General features: G+C 61.8%; 12 protein-coding genes. 6 read left to right on the top strand and 6 right to left on the bottom strand.

What is annotated here, in order from left to right:
- Complete coding sequence (locus AB8B20_RS17670; RefSeq protein WP_439074474.1) at positions 1 to 6,141, bottom strand: autotransporter-associated beta strand repeat-containing protein; 6,141 nt, start codon at positions 6,139 to 6,141, stop codon at positions 1 to 3.
- 278 nt (positions 6,142 to 6,419) lie between these two features.
- On the bottom strand, positions 6,420 to 7,253 hold the full coding sequence (locus AB8B20_RS17675; protein ID WP_439074473.1) for a LytTR family transcriptional regulator DNA-binding domain-containing protein: 834 nt from the start codon (positions 7,251 to 7,253) through the stop codon (positions 6,420 to 6,422).
- Positions 7,254 to 7,562: 309 nt separating this feature from the next.
- On the opposite strand from AB8B20_RS17675, the gene AB8B20_RS17680 reads away from it, so the two are divergent.
- Entirely contained in the window at positions 7,563 to 8,396 is an 834-nt protein-coding gene (locus AB8B20_RS17680; protein WP_089267717.1) for an MBL fold metallo-hydrolase, read from the top strand.
- Positions 8,397 to 8,432: 36 nt separating this feature from the next.
- Here the strand turns inward: AB8B20_RS17680 and ubiG are convergent, their stop codons facing one another.
- Both ubiG and AB8B20_RS17690 read right to left on the bottom strand, forming a co-directional pair.
- A complete protein-coding gene (gene ubiG, locus AB8B20_RS17685; RefSeq protein ID WP_175368066.1) occupies positions 8,433 to 9,191 on the bottom strand; it encodes a bifunctional 2-polyprenyl-6-hydroxyphenol methylase/3-demethylubiquinol 3-O-methyltransferase UbiG in 759 nt (252 codons plus the stop codon).
- A 15-nt stretch (positions 9,192 to 9,206) separates the two neighbouring features.
- Positions 9,207 to 9,674, bottom strand: coding sequence for a PH domain-containing protein (locus AB8B20_RS17690; protein ID WP_089267719.1), 468 nt, complete (start codon positions 9,672 to 9,674; stop codon positions 9,207 to 9,209).
- Between the two features lie 155 nt (positions 9,675 to 9,829).
- Here AB8B20_RS17690 and AB8B20_RS17695 point away from each other — a divergent pair, with 155 nt between their 5' ends.
- The 5 genes from AB8B20_RS17695 to AB8B20_RS17715 all read left to right on the top strand — a co-directional run bounded on the left by AB8B20_RS17695 (position 9,830) and on the right by AB8B20_RS17715 (position 16,912).
- Complete coding sequence (locus tag AB8B20_RS17695; RefSeq protein WP_089267720.1) at positions 9,830 to 11,083, top strand: aspartate kinase; 1,254 nt, start codon at positions 9,830 to 9,832, stop codon at positions 11,081 to 11,083.
- A 266-nt stretch (positions 11,084 to 11,349) separates the two neighbouring features.
- On the top strand, positions 11,350 to 13,617 hold the full coding sequence (ptsP, locus tag AB8B20_RS17700) for a phosphoenolpyruvate--protein phosphotransferase (protein WP_089267721.1): 2,268 nt from the start codon (positions 11,350 to 11,352) through the stop codon (positions 13,615 to 13,617).
- A gap of 55 nt (positions 13,618 to 13,672) precedes the next feature.
- Entirely contained in the window at positions 13,673 to 14,758 is a 1,086-nt protein-coding gene (gene prfA, locus AB8B20_RS17705) for a peptide chain release factor 1 (protein ID WP_089267722.1), read from the top strand.
- Positions 14,755 to 15,645: a peptide chain release factor N(5)-glutamine methyltransferase gene (gene prmC / locus AB8B20_RS17710; RefSeq protein ID WP_093757485.1), complete on the top strand. Its 891-nt coding sequence runs from the start codon at positions 14,755 to 14,757 to the stop codon at positions 15,643 to 15,645. The genes prfA and prmC overlap by 4 nt, the downstream gene beginning before the upstream one ends.
- A gap of 478 nt (positions 15,646 to 16,123) precedes the next feature.
- Positions 16,124 to 16,912, top strand: coding sequence for a DUF4167 domain-containing protein (locus AB8B20_RS17715; protein ID WP_309942441.1), 789 nt, complete (start codon positions 16,124 to 16,126; stop codon positions 16,910 to 16,912).
- 56 nt (positions 16,913 to 16,968) lie between these two features.
- On the opposite strand, the gene AB8B20_RS17720 is transcribed toward AB8B20_RS17715, so the two are convergent.
- Together AB8B20_RS17720 and AB8B20_RS17725 are read right to left on the bottom strand one after the other, a co-directional pair.
- Positions 16,969 to 18,105 (bottom strand): D-(-)-3-hydroxybutyrate oligomer hydrolase, encoded by a 1,137-nt coding sequence (locus AB8B20_RS17720; protein ID WP_244558567.1) that lies wholly within the window; start codon positions 18,103 to 18,105, stop codon positions 16,969 to 16,971.
- Between the two features lie 242 nt (positions 18,106 to 18,347).
- Entirely contained in the window at positions 18,348 to 18,977 is a 630-nt protein-coding gene (locus AB8B20_RS17725) for an NUDIX hydrolase (RefSeq protein WP_439074472.1), read from the bottom strand.
- Between the last annotated feature and the right edge of the window lie 49 nt (positions 18,978 to 19,026).

The raw sequence follows: 19,026 nt of genomic DNA on the forward strand, positions 1-19,026 counted from the left end.
TTACCAGACGAAGCGCACGACGCCCTTGCCAGCATGGCTGCGGGTGAGGTTGGAGAACTCGCCCTCATAGGTCGCTGCGACCGACAGCCCGCTGCCGAGCATGACCTCCGCACTCGCGCTGGTCAGTGCCGCATCGGGCGCCATCGCCGCGCCGTTGACGACGAAGCTCGCGCCAGGCAGCAACTGGAACGAGGCCTGCGCGACGCGATCGCGATTGAAGTCATGCGCCCATGCGGCGCGCCCGCGCAACGTGAGCAACGCGGTGTCGAGAGCGAAGGATTTGTCGGTGCGCAAGCCGAGCTCGCTACGCGTGGCAGTGACGTTGCGTCCGGTGTAACTAAGCGCGAAATCATTGCCGCCGGAGACAAGCGTCTCAGCATAGGCTGGCAGGTCGATATTCGTGACCTGGCCCGCGGCATAGGGCGTCAAACCCACGCCGCCAAGCCACGGCAGCACGCTCCGATGACCGGCTTCGGCGCGCGCCGAGAAAGCGTGCGCGGTGAAGTTCGCGCGCAGCCGGTCGGCATCGACGATGGTCACCAGCCGCTCGGTGGTGACGTTCTGCCATCCGTAAGCGAGCGCAGTTGTGATATAAGCGGGGCCTTGGTGATGGCGGATGAAACCACCTATCTGGAACAGGTCCGAATGTCCTGAACCGAGATTATCCGACAAGCCGAAGCTGGTGCCGCCGCCAGCCACGGCGAAGCCGGCAAGCATCTGCGGCGACAGCCAGGTATCGGCACCGACGGCAATGCCCCCGATCCGGCTGCTGCTATTATGCGAACCGACGACCGTATTGCCGTCGGTCGCCTGACCACCACCGAAGCCCGCGGCCCAGACATTCCATCGCGCCTCGAAACTCGCCGTCGCAAGTGGCGCCTTGGTGATCGCACCGTAGGCGTCGCGCCAGGGCGTCGGTGAACGATCGGCCGCCGCGAAGGCATTCGAAGCTGTGTTCACGGTTGCGAGACCGCGATTGGCAGCGAAGGGATCGGTCAGCACGCCCATGAACTGCGTCATGGCCTGCACGGTGCTCTGTTGCACGCCGGTCGAGAGTTCGCCCGACGATTGCGTCAGATCTTCCGGCGCCATCGCGCCGAGCGCATAGGGGATGCCGCCATGGCTGCCGAAATAGGCATTCAGCGACGAGGCGATGTTGTTCTGATTGATGTTGAGACCGGTCAGCTTCAGATCGACATTGAGATAGACGTTTTGAGCATCGTAGCTGAGCGTCGTGATGAACGAGGGTGGTTCGTCGCTGACGATATTCGGGCTGAACGTGCCCGTCATGCCGCCTGCGGCGTTCAAAATGGTATAGCGTTCACGCACATAGGCCGCGGGATCGAAGCTGACGCGAACGCCTGCATTGTTGAGCGACGCGGTGCCTGTGACATTGGTCTGGTCCGCCGCCGAGCCAGATACCTCAACCATGTAGCTCGAAGCAGCGGCAAACGTCAGATTGCCTTGTACGGACAGCAGCCCGACCGAATTTCCGGGCGACAGCATGCCGCCATCGTGGATCTGTGTGGTGCTGACGATGCCGTTGCCGCCGAGCGTCGCGCCGCGTTCGACGCTCACCAGCGACGACGCGGCGATCGAGCCGTTGACGCTGAGCGTTCCGGCCTTGACGTCGGTGGCGCCCGTATAGCTATTGAGTCCGTCGAGGCGCGTGATACCCAAACCGCTCTGCGTGAATGAACCACTGCCCGAGATGGCACCCGCCAATGTCAGCAGCCCGTCGCGCTTCGCGACAAGTTCGCCATTGTTGATGACATTGCCGATGATCGATCCTGTGAAACCACCATCACCGATCTGCAGAATGCCCTGCGTGATCTCCGTGCCACCGCTGTAAGTATTGTCTGCCGTCAGGACCGTCGTGCCGGTGCCGACATGCCGGAACATGCCGATTCCCGTGATCGTGCCACCGAATGTGTAGACATCGGAACGGAAAATCTGGAACGTGCCGTTGTTGATGACATCGCCAATGATAGAGCCCGCCGTGCTGCCAGTGCCGAGCTGCAGCGTACCGGCAGAGATCAACGTGCCGCCGCTATAAGTGTTGTCATTGCCAAACGCCGTAAGGCCCGCCCCGACCTGGACGAAAGCGCCGGGACCGGAGATGACGTCATTATAGGAGAAATTATCGGATCGGTTGAATGCCAGAATACCATTGTTCGTTACGTTGCCGGACAGTGTGCCGGTGATCCCGCCATTGCCGATCTGCAGCGTGCCGGCATTGATCGTCGTGCCGCCGTTAAAAGAGTTGGTGCCTCCCAGAACGAGCGTGCCCCAGCCATCCTTGGTCAATGCGCCGGCGCCCGAGACACTTCCTGTGGTCGTGAATGTCGTTCCGACCAGCGTCTCGATCGTGCCGCTGCCGGAAAGCACAATACTTCGCACGGACGTGACATCGGCCAGCGTCAGCAGCGTGCCACCCGAGAGCGTCAGCGTGCCCGTGCCGAGATTGGCGTCCGCGATAACTGCAACAGCGCCGCCGGAAACTGTCGTGCCGCCCGTGTAAGTATTCGCTCCAGACAACAGCAGCGTGCCGCTGCCGGATTTCACGAGGCTGCCGCCCACGCCCGTGATTGTACTTGCGATGACCGTATCGCTCGCCTGATCGAGCGTCAGTTGCGCACTGGCGAGCGCAATCTCGCCACCGAAGCCGATCAGCGAATGCGTCGTGGTGTTGTAACCGTTGAGATCGAGCTTGCCGCTATAGACGGTCACGTCACTGCCGTTGGGCAGTGCACCGGAAGCGCCAAGCTGCAGCGTGCCAGCTTCGAGTAGTATGCCGCCAGTCCAGCTGTTGGTATTGGCCAACAACAGAGTGCCGTCGCCGGCCTTGATCAAGCTGCCGGTGCCGGACACCGTACCGGTGAGCACCAGCGCCGTTGCGGCGTCGGCATCGATCTCGCCGATCCCGAGCAGCGAGACGTTCCGCGCTGAGGCAATGTTTGCAGTCGTATGCAAGATGCCGTTGTCGAAGGTGAGACCGCCGGTTGCAGCGCCGAGATTCGCATTCGACGAAATCTGCAGCGTGCCGCCGCTGATGGTCGTGCCGCCAGCATAGGTGCTGGCGCCAGCGAGTACGAGCGTGCCGCCACCCGTCTTGTTCACACCACCGGCGCCTACAATCGGAGCCGAAATCGTCGCCGTCTCGCTGGACAGAACACGCAGCTCACCAATACCGTCCGAACCGCCCAGCGCGGTTGGCCGCAGTTCGCCAGTGCCTTGAACAAGGTTGTAGAGACCGCCGACGAATTGCAGTCCATAGAATTTCTGCGATCCATCTATCGTGACCGTGCCGCCCGGGCCGTTGAAGACGCCATAAATGGATCCCCACTGGGTATTGGCAACACCGCCCAAATCAAACCAGTTGTTATTAAGCGCATTCCAGGTTCCGCTGCCACCCGCGGTACCGCTCGACGCATCATCCCAACGTTGAAGGATGTCGGTGCCGTTGGGCGAAGCAATGAGATCGACCACATGGAGCCGCGAGCTGTCGATCGAATAGGTGACGGGGAACAGCCCCGAGATCGGGGGCATCGTGCCGATGGTCAATCCGGAGATCGACGAACCGCCGGTGTAGTTGATCATACGATAGTAACCGACCGCAGGCTCGCCCGTACCACTGATATTGAACGTCACGTCGTGGAGCGAAACATCGCCATTTGCAAAGACGCTCGCTGACGTCGTCGAGGCTGCGCCGTTCGAAAAATGGCCGAGATTGAAATCAAAGGCGCTGCCGGTGAGCATGGACAGGTTGCCGTTCACCGTCAGACGACCCGTCCCACCCGGCGCCAGCGTGCCGCCATTGAGCACCGTGGTGGCACCGACGATGCCGTTGCCGGTGAGACGTCCGCCCGCATCGACATTGACCGTGCCACCCAGTTGTCCGGTCACGCCAAGCGTTGCGCTTAAGATTTCTGTGGTGCCCGTGAAAGCCACACTGCGGCCGGACAGGATCGTGGTGCCTGACAGCACATTGATCGCGCCATTGCCGGTGATGAGATTATTGAAGAGATAGTCGCCGCTCGTATGGTTGAAATTGAGCGTGCCGCTTTGTGCGAGTTCAATCGGGCCTGTCACAACACCAGGCGCCAGAGCCGCTGCCCCGGGCTCGGATCCGATACTCAACGCACCGCTGACACCAGAGGCGCCTACTTGAATCGTACGCGCTTTCGCAACGCCCCCATTACTCACCGTCAGCGCGCCGACGGACGCTGCGCCGATCTTCAGGGTCTGGGCATCGAGCGCCGACCCGATGCCATCGACCTTCACCGTGCCATGCGTGACATAAGACGCATCGTTGCCAATTGAAGCGGTCGCTGCAGTCACATGCATGCCATCGGCAATCAGGAGCGAGCCGTTGCCGCGATATCCGACGAACAGATTGGTATTGAGCCACGATGCGCCTGGGCCAGAGACGGTGACATTGGCATCGGCGCCGCTGTCATAGCCGACATAGCCATTGGCCGTCGTCAGTCTGGCGCCACCAGCAAAGGCCAGGCTGCCGGCATTGGCGCGCAAATCGCCGGCGAAGGATGCCGATATCCCCGAAAGCGTCCAGACGGCGTCGCCATTTTTTTCCAGCGCTGAGAAACCCCGATACTTCGTGCCGAGTGCAGAGAGATCGAAAGTCGCATTCTGTGAGCCACCCAACGCAAAAATATTGGGATTGCTTGCATTCAGACCGACGACGACATCGCCGGTAATGTTCGCGCCGGACCATAGTTCGAGCCTGTTGCCGCCGCCGGTGAACAAAATCGCCGCGGCACGCGATCCATCGATATTCCGCCCGCCTTCGATCGTCCCGCCTGCAACAACCGTTATGCCGGCGCTCTGCCCGAAGATGCCGGCTCCCGCCGCTCCATTCGCGCCGGCGTGACCGCTGCTTCCATTGCCGAGTTCCCAGCCGCCGCCGCCCGGGCCAGCAGCGCCGCCGCCCCCCGCGTCGCCGCCCTGCACCAGTCCGCCACGCTCGACGCGTATGGTGCCGGGGCTCGTCAACACGACGCCATCTCCGCCGCTACCGCCAGCACCGCCATTGCCACCATTGCCGCCGGAAACGCCCTGGCCGCCAGATCCACCGGCCCCGCCGCCGCCGCCGGCTCCACCAAGCACCGATGCACCGCCTTCAACGACCGTCATGCGCGCTCTTGAGACGACGATGCCGGCGCCGCCGTTGCCACCATTGCCACCACTTCCGCCATCACCTCCGATGCCGCCGTCGGTCGCAGTGGTGATGCAGGGTGGCTGTCCGCCGGGACAGTAATTGCCGATAGCATCGGGGGCGCCAGTGCCTCCACCGCCGCCGGCGCCGCCCCAACCGCCGAGACCACCTCTGATCATCGGTGCAAGCGTTTCTAAAGCGTCTCCGCTGGAGAAGAGACCTATGCCGCCTCCCCCTCCGCCTCCCCCTCCGCCTCCCCCGCCGCCGTAACCGGGCTCCATGAAGGTGCCATAAAAGGCCAACACGCCATCGCCACCATTGGCACCGACGCTGCCGTATCCGCCTCTGCCGCCTGCAATGAACTGATTGCCAGGAACGAATGACCCGCTGAAGATCGCGCCGGTGCCGCCGCCACCTCCACCGCCGCCACTGCCACCGTCATGACCCATTCCGTGAAACCAGTTGGTTCCATCCGCGCCTTTGCCCTTCTCGGGAAACCATCCGTATTGTCCGGCCTGGCCCTGGATTTCGCCGCCCACGAGTTGCGAGCCAATGAACCCCGGAGCCCCTCCCAGGCCACCCAGTCCCCCGCCTTTGGCATGCGCACCGCTGCCACCCTTGCCGCCGTTGCCGAGGTTGGCGTCTTTCGGATGCGTGTTGTCGGCATCCCTGCCGCCGCCGCCACCGCCGCCACCGCCATTGGCCGGGTCGATCACACCGCCTGCCCCGCCAGCCTTCGGATCGCTGGTGGAGTGAGCGCCGCCGGTGCCGCCAAGTCCAGAGGACTGAGCGTGAACCGCTTGCGACGAGGCAATAGCCGCAACAACCAGCAACAGGCCAGCAAACGAAAGCGTCATAGCCGTCGACGACATCAACGTATTAGCGGGGCGCACGCCGGTGCCACTGCTCTTGCCCGAGCCACTACGGCGCGCTGCGCCGACGACTAAAAATACTGGGAGCTTCACTATCCAACTCCAGCTCGCAGATCGACGCGAGTGAGCTCCATGAGACACGCGATCGCATGATGAGTCGCAATCAAAGATCGACGAACCGACTTACAGGTTCGACGAATGCCCTGCAGGATTTTCGCGTGTTGAAACGCAGCAACATACGAGGCGCAAAACACTCAACGCGCTGGCGCCGATAACTATTTATTAAGTCATGATCAGCAGGGAATTGATGGAAGTCCGAGCGCGAAAACGTGAGTCGTCAACGCGCTCACATTCGTCTCACATCGTGTAGTTCAAACACCAAGGCGCGCACGCAACTCAGCTCGGCCGGCGCGAGACACCGGCCAATGATCTTCATAATCATGAACGCGCAATTGCCAAGCCCCGCTCGACCGGCGCACGACCTCGCGCACAAACTGATGATTGACGACGGCCGTGCGATGAATGCGCACGAACCAGCCCGGCGGAATCAGGCCCAGCCACTGGGTCAGCGGCCTTGGATCGAGCACCATCGCGCCATCCATCAACCACACCTCGGTATAGTCTTTCGACGAGCGCAGGCCGACGATTTCGGTCAATGGCGTGCCAAGAATGCCATGCGGGCGGCGTAGATAGATCAGCGCAGGATATGCAGCCTGCGAATCTCCCCCAGCAGAGGCGATCGGCGACCGGCCATAACGCGCCGCCGCGATGAGATCTGCACAACGAAACAGATCACCGATTTCATGCGACCACCGCCGCGATGCTGCGACCGCATCGAAACCGATGCAGGCGACAAGCCTGCCGTCATGAAACACCGGCACACTGAGCACGCTTTTGTTGTTCTGCCGGATAAACTCAGCGCGCAACGCACCGGCACTGCGTGGCAGTGCCTCGATGTCATTGACCATCACAGCCTGCCCCAGGACCAGCCGTTGATGCAGCCAGCCGATCATAGTGACCGGCACATGCTGCAAATCCTGCACAAATGATCCGACCCCGCCGCGACTCCACTCATGGGTGTTGCGAAAGCGCAGATGGTCGGCATCGTATTCGAACATCCATGCGCGATCTGCTTCGGCGTCCGCACCTATGGCTTGAAGGATCTCGGCAATCGCCGCATCGAGCGGCCGCGTCAGCAGCAGCATCGCCGCGCCAAATACCCAGCCCGATTGCGACGCTGCGAGACGATCATCGCGGCTGACGAATTCCCAGGGCTGGACTGAAGCGGATGACAACTGCAATGCTCGCGGTAGTGATCACAAGACCTACCCAACCATCTTACCTGCGGCAACGTGTCAATCCCCGCAGCATAGCGACTGTTCCATGGCGGCACCCGAGCATCCGCCTCGTGCGATGCGCCGCGATCTTGGGCAGTCTCCGGCGCCACAACCAGCATTGCAGCGTCCGCTTTTGGCGATACATTGAAGCAAAGCGCATTCGGAGACTGCCGGATCATGCTGCGATTTCTGCCTGTTGTCCTCGGCACCCTGACTTGTTGGGCAATGAGTTGGGTTGTTACCCCAGCACTCGCGCAAAATGCCCCGCGCGGCAGTGAGTGTCTGGCAATGGCCACACGGCCACCACTCGCAATTCCAGTCAGTTTGCGTCGGACTGCTGCGAAGGCCGATGAAGTCTCCATCACCTATGCCGGGCACTCCACCTATTACATCGACACACCCGGCGGCGTGACTATCGCCACCGACTATAACGGCATCTACAAGCTCGATCGCATCCCGGATGTGGTGACGATGAACCGGGCCCACAGCACCCATTACACGCTGTATCCCGACCCGCGCATCAAGACGGTATTGCATGGGTGGGGCGAGAGTGGACAGCCGGCGCAGATCCATGAGCGCATCGGCGATGTGCTGATCCGCAACGTCACGACGGACATCCGCCGCTACTATGGCGATGACGCCGGCGGCGAGATGGTGAAGGACGGCAATTCGATCTTCATCTTCGAGGTTGCCGGCCTGTGCATCGGCCATCTCGGTCATCTGCATCACAAGCTCGACGAGAGCCACTTCGCCGCGATCGGCCGGCTCGACATCGTGATGGTGCCGATCGATGGCAGCTACACAATGTCCCTCGACGGCGTATCCGAGATCACCAAGCGGCTGCGCGCCTCGGTGGTGCTGCCCATGCATCGCTTCATGACACCGCTCAGCGACTTCATGACAAAGATCGGAAAAGATTTCGAAATCGACCAGCGCAGCGCCCAAACGCTGACGATATCACTCAATGCGCTGCCCAAGGCACCGACGGTGATTATTCTCAACGGGGTTTGACGACCTGTCGAGACGGGGACAGGCAGAACAGAAACGCTACACCTCTTCCGCGACCACCATATAGTTCACGTCCATATCGGACGACAGCGTCCAGCGGTCACCGAGCGGATTGTAGACCACGCCTGATTGTTCGGTGATTTCCAGCTTGTTGCGCGACAGGTGATGCGCGAGTTCGTCCGGGGTGACGAACTTGTCCCACTGATGGGTGCCACGGGGCAGCCAGCGCAGCACGTATTCGGCGGCGACGATGCCGAGCGCAAAGCTCTTCCAGTTTCGATTCAGCGTCGACACCACCATCAGGCCACCGGGCTTCAGCATCGACGCGCAGCGATCGAGGAAAGCACCAACATCGACCACATGTTCGATCACTTCCATCGCCAGCACGATGTCGAAACGCTCACGCACGTCCATCTCCTCGACGGTGGTGCAACGATAATCGATCGACAGATGCCCTTTGTCGGCGTGCAACTTGGCGGCGGCGATATTGGTGGCGGAGGGATCGATACCGATCACCTGTGCGCCGAGCCGCGTGAACGGCTCACACAGCAGACCAGCCCCGCAACCGATATCGAGCATGCGCAAGCCACTCAGGCAATTGAGACTGCGAACATTGCGATCGAACTTGCGGCAGGCGGCGTCGCGAATATAGGTCAGGCGCAGCGGGTTGATCTTGTGCAGCGGCGCCATCTTGCCGCGCGGATCCCACCATTCCTCCGACAGCTTCGAGAATTTCGCGACTTCGCTGGCATCGACGGAGGATGCGGAAGCATCGGAATAGCTGGATTGCATGGCCATTGTGGAGCCGTTGTCCTATCGCGCTGTGATGTGGCTGCGAAATGCGAGTGGTGACGCGATCATCTTGATGATCTCTTCGTCGTCACCCATGTTCTCGATGGCGATGTCACCATAATTCAAGATACGTCCCAGAATGCTCTGATTGACGCTGACGCTCGCGACCTTGTCGATACTGATCTCGAAAGTCTTGCGCGTGATGAAGCCTTCCTTGTGCACGACCCGCAGCGTGGTGACATCCGTCTCGGTCGTCCAGCGCTGGAACCAGCCCTTCATCGACCAGTACAGCGCCGCGAAGGCCACTACCGCCGAAGATGCCAGGCAGAGCAGAACAAGGGTTTCGTTGATCGCGTAACGCGTCAGGACCAGCAAAGCCGCGGAGACAATCCAGGCCGCGATGGCTGGGACATAGACCACCCAGTGCAAGTTGCTGGAATACAGCACCTTCTCGCCCGGCTGCAGGATATCGTCGATATAGCGCCCCATAAACCGTCCAAAATGCCCTGTCTCGGTGCGTTCTAAGGGACCAGGAGCCCGGGTTGCTTGCCCCCACCCTCGCCGCTATGTATACGCGCGTTTTCGCCCGCGTGCGTAGTGCGCGGTATCTTTACCCACTGTCGTCAGGGAATGCACCACTCGTCATGGGCCGGCTCGTAATGAAATTCGGCGGTACGTCCGTCGCCAACATCGACCGCATCCGCAACGTCGCGCAGCACGTCAAACGCGAGGTCGATGCCGGTCATGAGGTCGCGGTCGTGGTATCGGCGATGTCGGGCAAAACCAATGAACTGGTGGCCTGGTGCACCGAAGTGTCGCCGATGCATGACGCCCGTGAATACGACGCTATAGTCGCGTCCGGTGAGCTCGTGACCGCCGGCCTGCTGGCGATCGCGCTGCAGACCATCGGCATCCAGGCGCGCTCCTGGCAGGGCTGGCAGATCCCGATCAAGACGTCGGACGCCCATGCCTCGGCCAGAATCGACGAGATCGACGGCGACAAGCTCATCAAGCGCTTCAAGGAGCGCAAGGAAGTGGCCGTCATCGCCGGATTCCAGGGCATCCATGCCGAAACCGGCCGCGTCACCACACTCGGCCGCGGCGGGTCCGATACCTCGGCAGTGGCAATTGCCGCCGCCGTCAAGGCTGACCGCTGCGACATCTATACCGACGTGGACGGCGTCTACACCACCGATCCGCGCGTCGTGCCAAAGGCACAACGCATGAACAAGGTGGCGTTTGAGGAAATGCTGGAACTGGCGTCGCAGGGCGCCAAGGTCCTGCAGGTCCGCTCCGTGGAACTCGGCATGACCCACAATATGCCGATTTTCGTGCGCTCAAGTTTCGACAAACCCGAAGACATCGACCCGCACGGCACCCCGCCGGGCACGCTGATCTGCAGCGAGGAGGAAATCATGGAAAGCCACGTCGTTACCGGAATCGCCTTTTCCAAGGACGAGGCCCAGATTTCCGTCCGCCAGATCGAGGACAAGCCGGGCGTCGCCGCCTCGATCTTCGTGCCATTGGCCGAAGCCAACATCAATGTGGACATGATCGTCCAGAACGTCTCCGAAGACGGCAAGACCACGGACCTGACCTTCACCGTCCCGGCCACCGACTATGCCCGTGCCAAAGAGACCATCACGGCGGCCAAGGCCAAAATCGGCTATGCCCGCATCGATAGCGCAACCGATGTCGCCAAGGTCTCGGTGATTGGATCTGGCATGCGCAGCCATGCCGGCGTCGCCGCGCAAGCATTCGCCGCCCTTTCCGAGCGCCAGATCAATATCCGGGCAATCACCACGTCCGAGATCAAGTTCTCGGTCCTGATCGATACAGCCTATACGGAACTGGCGGTTCGCACCCTGCACACGCTGTATGGTCTCGACAAAGCGTAGAAAATTTTTCCTGAAACATCCGTTATTTTGATGTGAACGGTGTGTTTCTTGTCTGGCAGGTGTTTTGCTTGGCAAAACAAGCCTCAATTCGCTATACGGCCTGCATGGGCAGCCGTTGCGGCTGAGGGCGCCGTTTCGGACAATCTGATACGGTTCTGTCGCTGCGCCTCTTGTTGCGCGGCGGTGCAAATTCTATTGTTTTCTGAGGCTTAGCGTCGGCGCACGGCTTTTGTCAGGTGTCGGCCTCGTGGGGAGGGTGTCGGCACATGCGGAGCGCGTCGGGTGGCCCCCGAGTCTTGCTGAGACGGCTCCGCGAAGTGATGGCGGAGCAAGTCAGCGCTCAGGAACGCCTCGACAAGATCGTGGTGCTGATCGCCGCCAATATGGTGGCGGAAGTCTGCTCGACATACGTGCTGCGCGTCGACAATACACTCGAGCTCTACGCCACCGAAGGCCTCAACCGCGACGCCGTCCACCAGACCGTGCTGAGCTCCCATGAGGGCCTAGTCGGCCTGGTCGCCTCCGAAGCCACACCGCTGAATCTCAACGACGCCCAGAGCCACCCGGCGTTCTCGTTCCGCCCGGAGACCGGCGAAGAGATCTATCACTCGTTCCTAGGCGTGCCGATCCTGCGCGCCGGCAATACGCTCGGCGTGCTGGTAGTGCAGAATCGCGCCAAGCGCACTTATGTCGAGGAAGAAGTCGAGGCACTGCAAACCACCGCCATGGTGCTGGCCGAGATGATCGCCTCCGGCGAGCTATCGGCGCTGGCGCAGCCGGGCGCCGAGCCCGCTGCGCGGCATTCCCTGCACAAGACCGGCGCTATCCTTTCCGATGGTATCGCGCTCGGACATGTAGTGCTGCACGAGCCGCGCGTCGTCATCACCAATTACATCGCCGAAGACCTGCCGAAGGAAATCAAACGGCTGGACACCGCGCTGACCAAGCTGCGCTCGGACCTCGACCGCATGCTGGAACGCGGCGACGTCGCCGACGGCGGCGAGCATCGCGATGTCCTCGAAGCCTATCGCATGTTCGCCAATGACCACGGCTGGTCGCACAAGCTGCACGAAGCCGTCGCCACCGGCCTCACCGCCGAAGCCGCCGTCGAACGCGTGCAGTCGGATACCCGTGCGCGCATGCTGCGTTCCACCGATCCCTATCTGCGCGACCGCCTGCACGATCTTGAAGATCTCGGCCACCGCCTGATGCGGCAGCTGGTCGGCCAGGATCACGCGCCGTCGCGCGAGCAGATGCCGGACAATGCGATCCTGATCGCACGTGCGATGGGCCCAGCCGCCCTCCTCGACTACGATCGCAAGAAGCTGCGTGGCCTGGTGCTGGAGGAAGGTACGGCTAATTCGCATGTCTCGATCGTGGCGCGCGCGCTCGGCATTCCCGCGATCGGCGAAGTCGCAAATGCGCCGGGCATTGCTGATCCAGGCGACGCCGTCATCGTCGATGGCACCTCGGGCTCGATCTATATTCGGCCCTCCGCCGAGATCGAATCCGCTTATGCCGAACGCGTGCGGTTCCGCGCACGGCGACAGGCGCAGTATTCAGCGCTGCGCGACCTTCCCTGCGTAACCAAGGACGGCCAGAAGGTCGACCTGCTGATCAATGCCGGTCTGATCATCGACCTGCCGCATATCGACGATACCGGCTCGGCGGGCATCGGCCTGTTCCGCACCGAACTGCAATTCATGGTCGGGGAAAGCCTGCCCCGCTCCAGCGATCAGCTGGCGCTGTATCGTGCGGTGCTCGATGCTGCCGGCCCCAAGCCGGTGACGTTCCGCACCCTCGATATCGGCGGCGACAAGGCGCTCCCTTACATGGAGACCATCGTCGAGGAGAACCCGGCGCTAGGCTGGCGCGCGATCCGTCTTGGCCTCGATCGACCCGGCTTGCTGCGCGGCCAGATCCGCGCATTGCTGCGCGCCGGCGGCGGCCGCGCGCTGCGCATCATGTTCCCGATGATTTCGGAAGTGGCCGAATTCGATCAGGCCAAGGCGATCATCGAACGCGAGCTGACTTATTTGCGCCAGCACGGTCATGCCCTACCCGAGCGAATCGATGTCGGCACCATGATCGAGGTGCCTGCGCTGGTCTATCAGCTCGACGAACTCCTGAAGAAGGTCGACTTCGTCTCGGTCGGCTCCAACGACCTGTTCCAGTTCTTGTTCGCTGTCGACCGCGGCAATGCCAAGGTGTCGGAACGCTTCGATACGCTGTCGGCGCCGATCCTGCGCGTACTGCGCGAGATCGTGCAAAAGGGCGACGCCGCCAAACGTCACGTCTCGCTGTGCGGCGAGATGGCCTCGCAACCGATCGGCGCGCTGGCGCTGATTGGCATGGGCTATCGCTCGCTGTCGCTGTCGGCCACCGCACACGGTCCCGTGAAGGCAATGATTCTCGACCTCGATGCCAAAAAGGCCGAGGCGCTGATGACACAACTGCTCGACGCCCCCTCGGGCAGCGTCTCGATTCGGCAGAAGCTCACCGAATTCGCTGAGGCCGAGGGACTGTCGTTGTAGCGGGGCTCTGCCCGTACGACGCGCTTCCCCTTTCCGCGATCTCCGAGATTCCACGATGTCCCTGCTGCCCGAAACCAAACTCGACGTACTCCTCGCACATCACGCCTCGCTCGAGGCACAACTGATGGGTCAGGTCAGCGCCGAGAATTATGTGAAGATGACGCGCGAGCTGTCCGAGCTCAATCCGCTGATCGACGCGGTGAAGACCTATCGCGGTGCGCTTGCAGAGCTCAAAGATATCGATGCGATGATCGCCGATACTTCGACCGATGCGGAGATGCGCGAGATGGCGCAGGCCGAGCGCCCGGCGCTGGAAGAACGCATCGAGGCGCTGGCGCAGGAAATCCGCGTGGCGCTGTTGCCGAAGGATGCGATGGACGAGCGCAACGTGGTGCTGGAAATCCGTGCCGGCACCGGCGGCGACGAGGCTTCACTGTTCGCCGGCGACCTGTACCGGATGTATGAGCGCTTCGCGGCGCTGGCCGGCTGGAAGGTCGAGGTGATATCGGCGTCCGAAGGCACCATGGGTGGCTACAAGGAAATCATCGCCGAGGTGAAGGGCCGCGGTGCTTTCGCCAAGTTGAAATTCGAATCCGGTGTACACCGCGTGCAGCGCGTGCCCGATACGGAGACTCAAGGGCGCATTCACACGTCGGCGGCAACGGTCGCTGTCATGCCCGAAGTCGAAGAAGTGGATATCGACATCAAGCAGGACGACCTGCGCATCGACACGATGCGCGCCCAGGGCGCCGGCGGCCAGCACGTCAACAAGACCGAATCAGCGATCCGCATCACGCATATCCCGACCGGCATCGTGGTGATGATGCAGGACAGCCGCTCGCAACATAAGAACCGCGCTTCGGCGATGAACATCCTGCGCTCGCGCATCTATGACGCCGAGCAGCAGCGTATCGATTCCGCCCGCTCGGCCGAGCGCAAGGAGAAGGTCGGCTCCGGTGACCGCTCGGAGCGCATCCGCACCTATAATTTCCCGCAGGGCCGCGTCACCGACCACCGCATCAATCTCACGCTCTACAAGCTGCCGCAGGTGATTGCCGGCGAAGCGTTGGGCGAACTGGTCGATGCGCTGACGACAGAGCATCAGGCTGCACAACTCGCTGCCCAGGGCGACGCGGCGTGAGCGCCGGCGACATGTTCGCCGGACAGAGCGTCGAGAACGCACGACGCTCATTGACCAATCTGCTCCGCACCCACAGCATCGATTCCGCTGAACTCGACGCGCGCTTGCTGACAGGCGACGCGCTCGGACTCGATCTGACCGGGTTGATCTCGGCTGCGAATCGCATCTTGACGTCCAATGAAGCGGCCCAACTTGCCCGCTTCGCACAGCGCCGCATCGATGGCGAACCCGTGGCCCGTGTCCTAGGCATGAAAGAATTCTGGGGTCTGCCGCTGCAGCTATCGCCCGACACGCTGGTGCCCCGTCCCGATACCGAAACCCTCGTCGAGGCGGCGCTCGAACTTCTCGATGCGACAGGTCCGCGTGACCGTCCGCTTGTGATCGCCGATCTCGGCACAGGCTCCGGCGCAATCCTGCTGGCGCTGCTTTCGGAGTTAACCAACGCCACCGGCATTGCGACCGATATCAATCTCGACGCCCTGCGAACGGCTCGCTCCAACGCTGCGCAACTCGGCTTGATCGAGCGCGCCCATTTCGCTGTCTGCGACTATGCCTCAGCCCTGGCCGGCGGCTTCGACCTGATCGTCTCCAATCCGCCCTATATTCCCTCGGCCGACATTGCCGGCCTCGACATCGAGGTGCGCGACCACGACCCGCTCCGCGCCTTGGATGGTGGAAAAGACGGACTAAATGCCTATCGAACCATCGCCCCCGAAGCCGCCCGGTTGCTGGTGCCCGGCGGCCTCCTGGTGGTCGAGGTGGGCCACGACCAAAGCGACGATGTCGCCGGTCTGATGACGGTGTCCGGGTTAACCCTGCCGGGGCCGGCCAAAGCCGATCTGGGCGGCATTCGCAGGGCGGTATCGGGACAAAAAAAGCCCCGATAAAGCCTTCTTGCGACAGAAAAAACCACTTGGAATATCCCCGGGGAGCGACTACCTTCCTGTCACAACATCGGTTCAGGGTTGGCTCGCCCCGTAGATTTACGGCAGGAAGCCAGAATTCTCGCTAGAGAGCCCGTCCGGGTGAAAGGTTCCAACAGGCAGGTTTGGTTGAGCGCGATGGCTGAGAGAGCTGCGCTGCTCGCGACCGCAAAGCGAACGAAAGCCTGATATTGCGCTTTAAACTTCACGCACAGAAGCCTGACCTTGTTTCGGCAGGTGGGTGATTTGGTCCGGCTGGCACGGTCAGCGGGCGGTTGGGGAACGCGTCTTTGTTGAACGCGAATGACGGCAAGATCGATGCAGCAAAGGTCTGCACGACGATTCGGGTGCTTCGCGCGTCCGCATCCCGCAATGTGCTGCGGCAATCATCTCTTTGAAACATAGCTCTGTGACACTCTGGATCGATAACTGAAGGCGACACATGCGAAACGGTCAGAACAACAACAACAAGCGGATGCGGAACAACAACAACCGCAACAACAATAATAATAACAACAATAACAATCGGCGCGGCCAGAACCCGATGACCCGGGTCTTCGAATCGAATGGCCCCGACATCAAGATCCGCGGTACCGCCTCCCACGTCGCAGAGAAGTACGTCCAGCTCGCCCGCGATGCACGCAGCTCCGGCGATCCCGTTGCTGCCGAGAACTACTATCAGCACGCCGAGCACTATTTCCGCCTGATCGCCGCCGCGCAGGAGCAGTTCCGGCAGAATCAGCCGCAACCGCGCACCGAAAACGAGATGCCGCCTGAGGACAACGATGACGAGAGCGAGAGCTACTCGAACTTCGGTGCCGAGCCCGGTTTCGTGCCGGTACAACAGCAGCCCTTTGCGCAGCGCGAGCAGCCTCCGCAGCGTGAGGGTGGTCAGCCCTATCAGCAGCGCGGCGAACAGCCCTATCAGCCCCGCGAGAACAATAATCGCGAACACCGTCAGCAGAATCAGCCGCAGGGCCAGCCGCAATATCAGCCCCAACCGCAGCCGATGATGCCGGTCGGCGATGGTGTCGATCGTCTGCCTTCTTTCATCACGGGTGGTGCGCAGCCTCAGCCGGGTGCTGCTCCAGGCGGCTTCGAACAGAATGCTGGGGGAGAGCGCTTCCCGCCGCGTCGTCGCCGCCGTCCGCACGGTCCTCGCCCCGACGTTGCTGCAGCTGGCGCGCCGGCAGAAGCACCAAGCGACGATTTCAATCCGGGCAACTCATAAGCCCAGCCGCTCTCCGGCGAGAGAGCGCACATCACAAGGCTTAGATTGGCCGTGGCTCAAAAAGCCGCGGCCAATTCTTTTGCGCCTGGCAAATTGCTGTTGCTGTCCATCCGCGCATTGGTAACTGCGAGTAGCTTGGCCACGGTATTGTGGCGGATCGCCACCGGATTGCGCTCATACCCGCCACGCTGGAAGAAGTTCGCCGTCGGCACCTGTTCACGCATCGCCAGCGGCATGGTCACCATATCGAAGCCGTTGCCATCGCCAGTGAGATTCATCATCTCAAGCTCGGCTGCGCTGAGCGGGCGATCAAACCCGCGGGCGCGGGCAAAATTCACTGACGTCAGTAGTTTGTGGACCTGCAATTGCGGGCCGATATCCATGTCCAGCACCAGCGCGTGCATGGCCCAGCCCTGCGGGGTCGTGCCAAGCTTCTCAAGCGCGCTCCAGTTTTGCGGAACAGTGCGCACAGTCGCCTGCATGCGCTTGAAGACCGCAATCTTGTGATCCATCGCCTTACGCTGCGGGCCCGAGAGCGCCGATGCCTTCTCGGTCAGAACTTTCAAAATCTGAGGCCCCTGTTCGGCAACGAGCGTCGTCGTATTGGCTGTGAGCAGCTGATTGTAGCCGATAGCGGTGGAGATCGCGCGAGACCCCGGACGTGACGGGTTCAGGCCCGACTGCATGTCATGGCCGCCATTGCCACCGGTCTCGAAGGAATAGACGCGTACCGCAATGTCGCGTGTCAGCCCGGCCTGCAGGGCGGCACGAGCATAAGCGCGCTTGAACTCCATCTCATTGGCAGGCCGCTGCGGCACGAACTGAAATTGCTCCCTCGCCGCCGCGAGGAAATCCGCCACCACCGGAAGATCCTTGCGGACGCGCGGATCGCTATCCTCGGGCTCCGGATTCACCGGACGTTTTGGTCCTTCATAAAGCGGCGCCTGTTCCAGCACGTAGTCATTCAGCGTGATCTGCTGGCGGTCGCGGCGCTTGGCATTGCGGATTTTTCGCTTCTCAGAGATTGCATCCCAATAGGCACCGGCCTCCTGATCGAAGGCCGCGCGCGCTTCCTGATATTCCGCAAGCTTGCGTCGGTATTCTGCGACGGCCTGCGGCGAGGCGCCCTGCGCCATCGCATTGGCAACGCCTGCCGGTAATTGGGCGGAATCCAGCGCATAACCGACCGGCATGAACAAAAATACCGCGAGCGGGACAGTGGCAGTAAAGGTGCGAATCAAATGAGACATGGGACCTGTCGAGATGTCAGCCGGCATAGCCGGCCATGCAGAGGAATGAGGCGGGACGCCGCCCCGCGCCCGTCCCAGGCGGGTCAAACATACCCCGCTTAAAATGACGTTGGATGAGTTTGGTGAACAATGTCTTTCCAAGGCCGGACGCTGCCTGCGCTGACACGTCGCGCCGGGGAGCAGAATCACTTCCACGCGAAGACCGGCTGCTCCAGCTCGGCCACACGGGTGGTGCGCCCCGCAAGAACTTCGCTGAACTGATAGATCAGCGCGGCGGTCGGCGCGTGAATAAAGTGGCCGAAATGGCTGTAGCGGATCAGACGCCGGTCGCTCTCGGGAATGGCAACGAAATCGAACGCCTGCGGCCGCGCGATCTGCGACAGCGCAATGCGATGAACCGAGGCGACCTCATCGGGGTTCGGCATCAATTGAACGCTGTCGTGCGCCCACATGACGACGGGCGTGATCAGATAGCCGGAGCGGGTCGGGTAATCGTCGAGGACACCGATGACATCGTCCCGCGTGAGCTGCAGACCGAGCTCTTCATGCAACTCGCGGATTGCCGCCTGCACGGGTGTCTCGCCGGGATCGCAGCGACCGCCAGGAGGTGCCCATTGATTACTGTGAGCACGTAGACCGGACGCGCGTAACGTCAGCAACAGTGAGGTCTCCAATTCGGGTGCGGCTTCAACCATCACGAGGGCCACCGCCGCACGCTTCAGCCCCGAAGCGTACTGGCCCTCGACGATCCGCGTGAATGCGGCCAGGCGAGTCTCGATCATTGTTCGGGTGGCGGCATTGAACGGCAGGATCATCCGCGATTGATAGCACAGTCACGGATGATCCAACAAAGCCGATAAATTC

Origin of the sequence: Tardiphaga sp. 866_E4_N1_4 (genome assembly GCF_052076075.1) — a bacterium.
GTDB classification, from domain to species: Bacteria; Pseudomonadota; Alphaproteobacteria; order Rhizobiales; family Xanthobacteraceae; genus Tardiphaga; species Tardiphaga robiniae.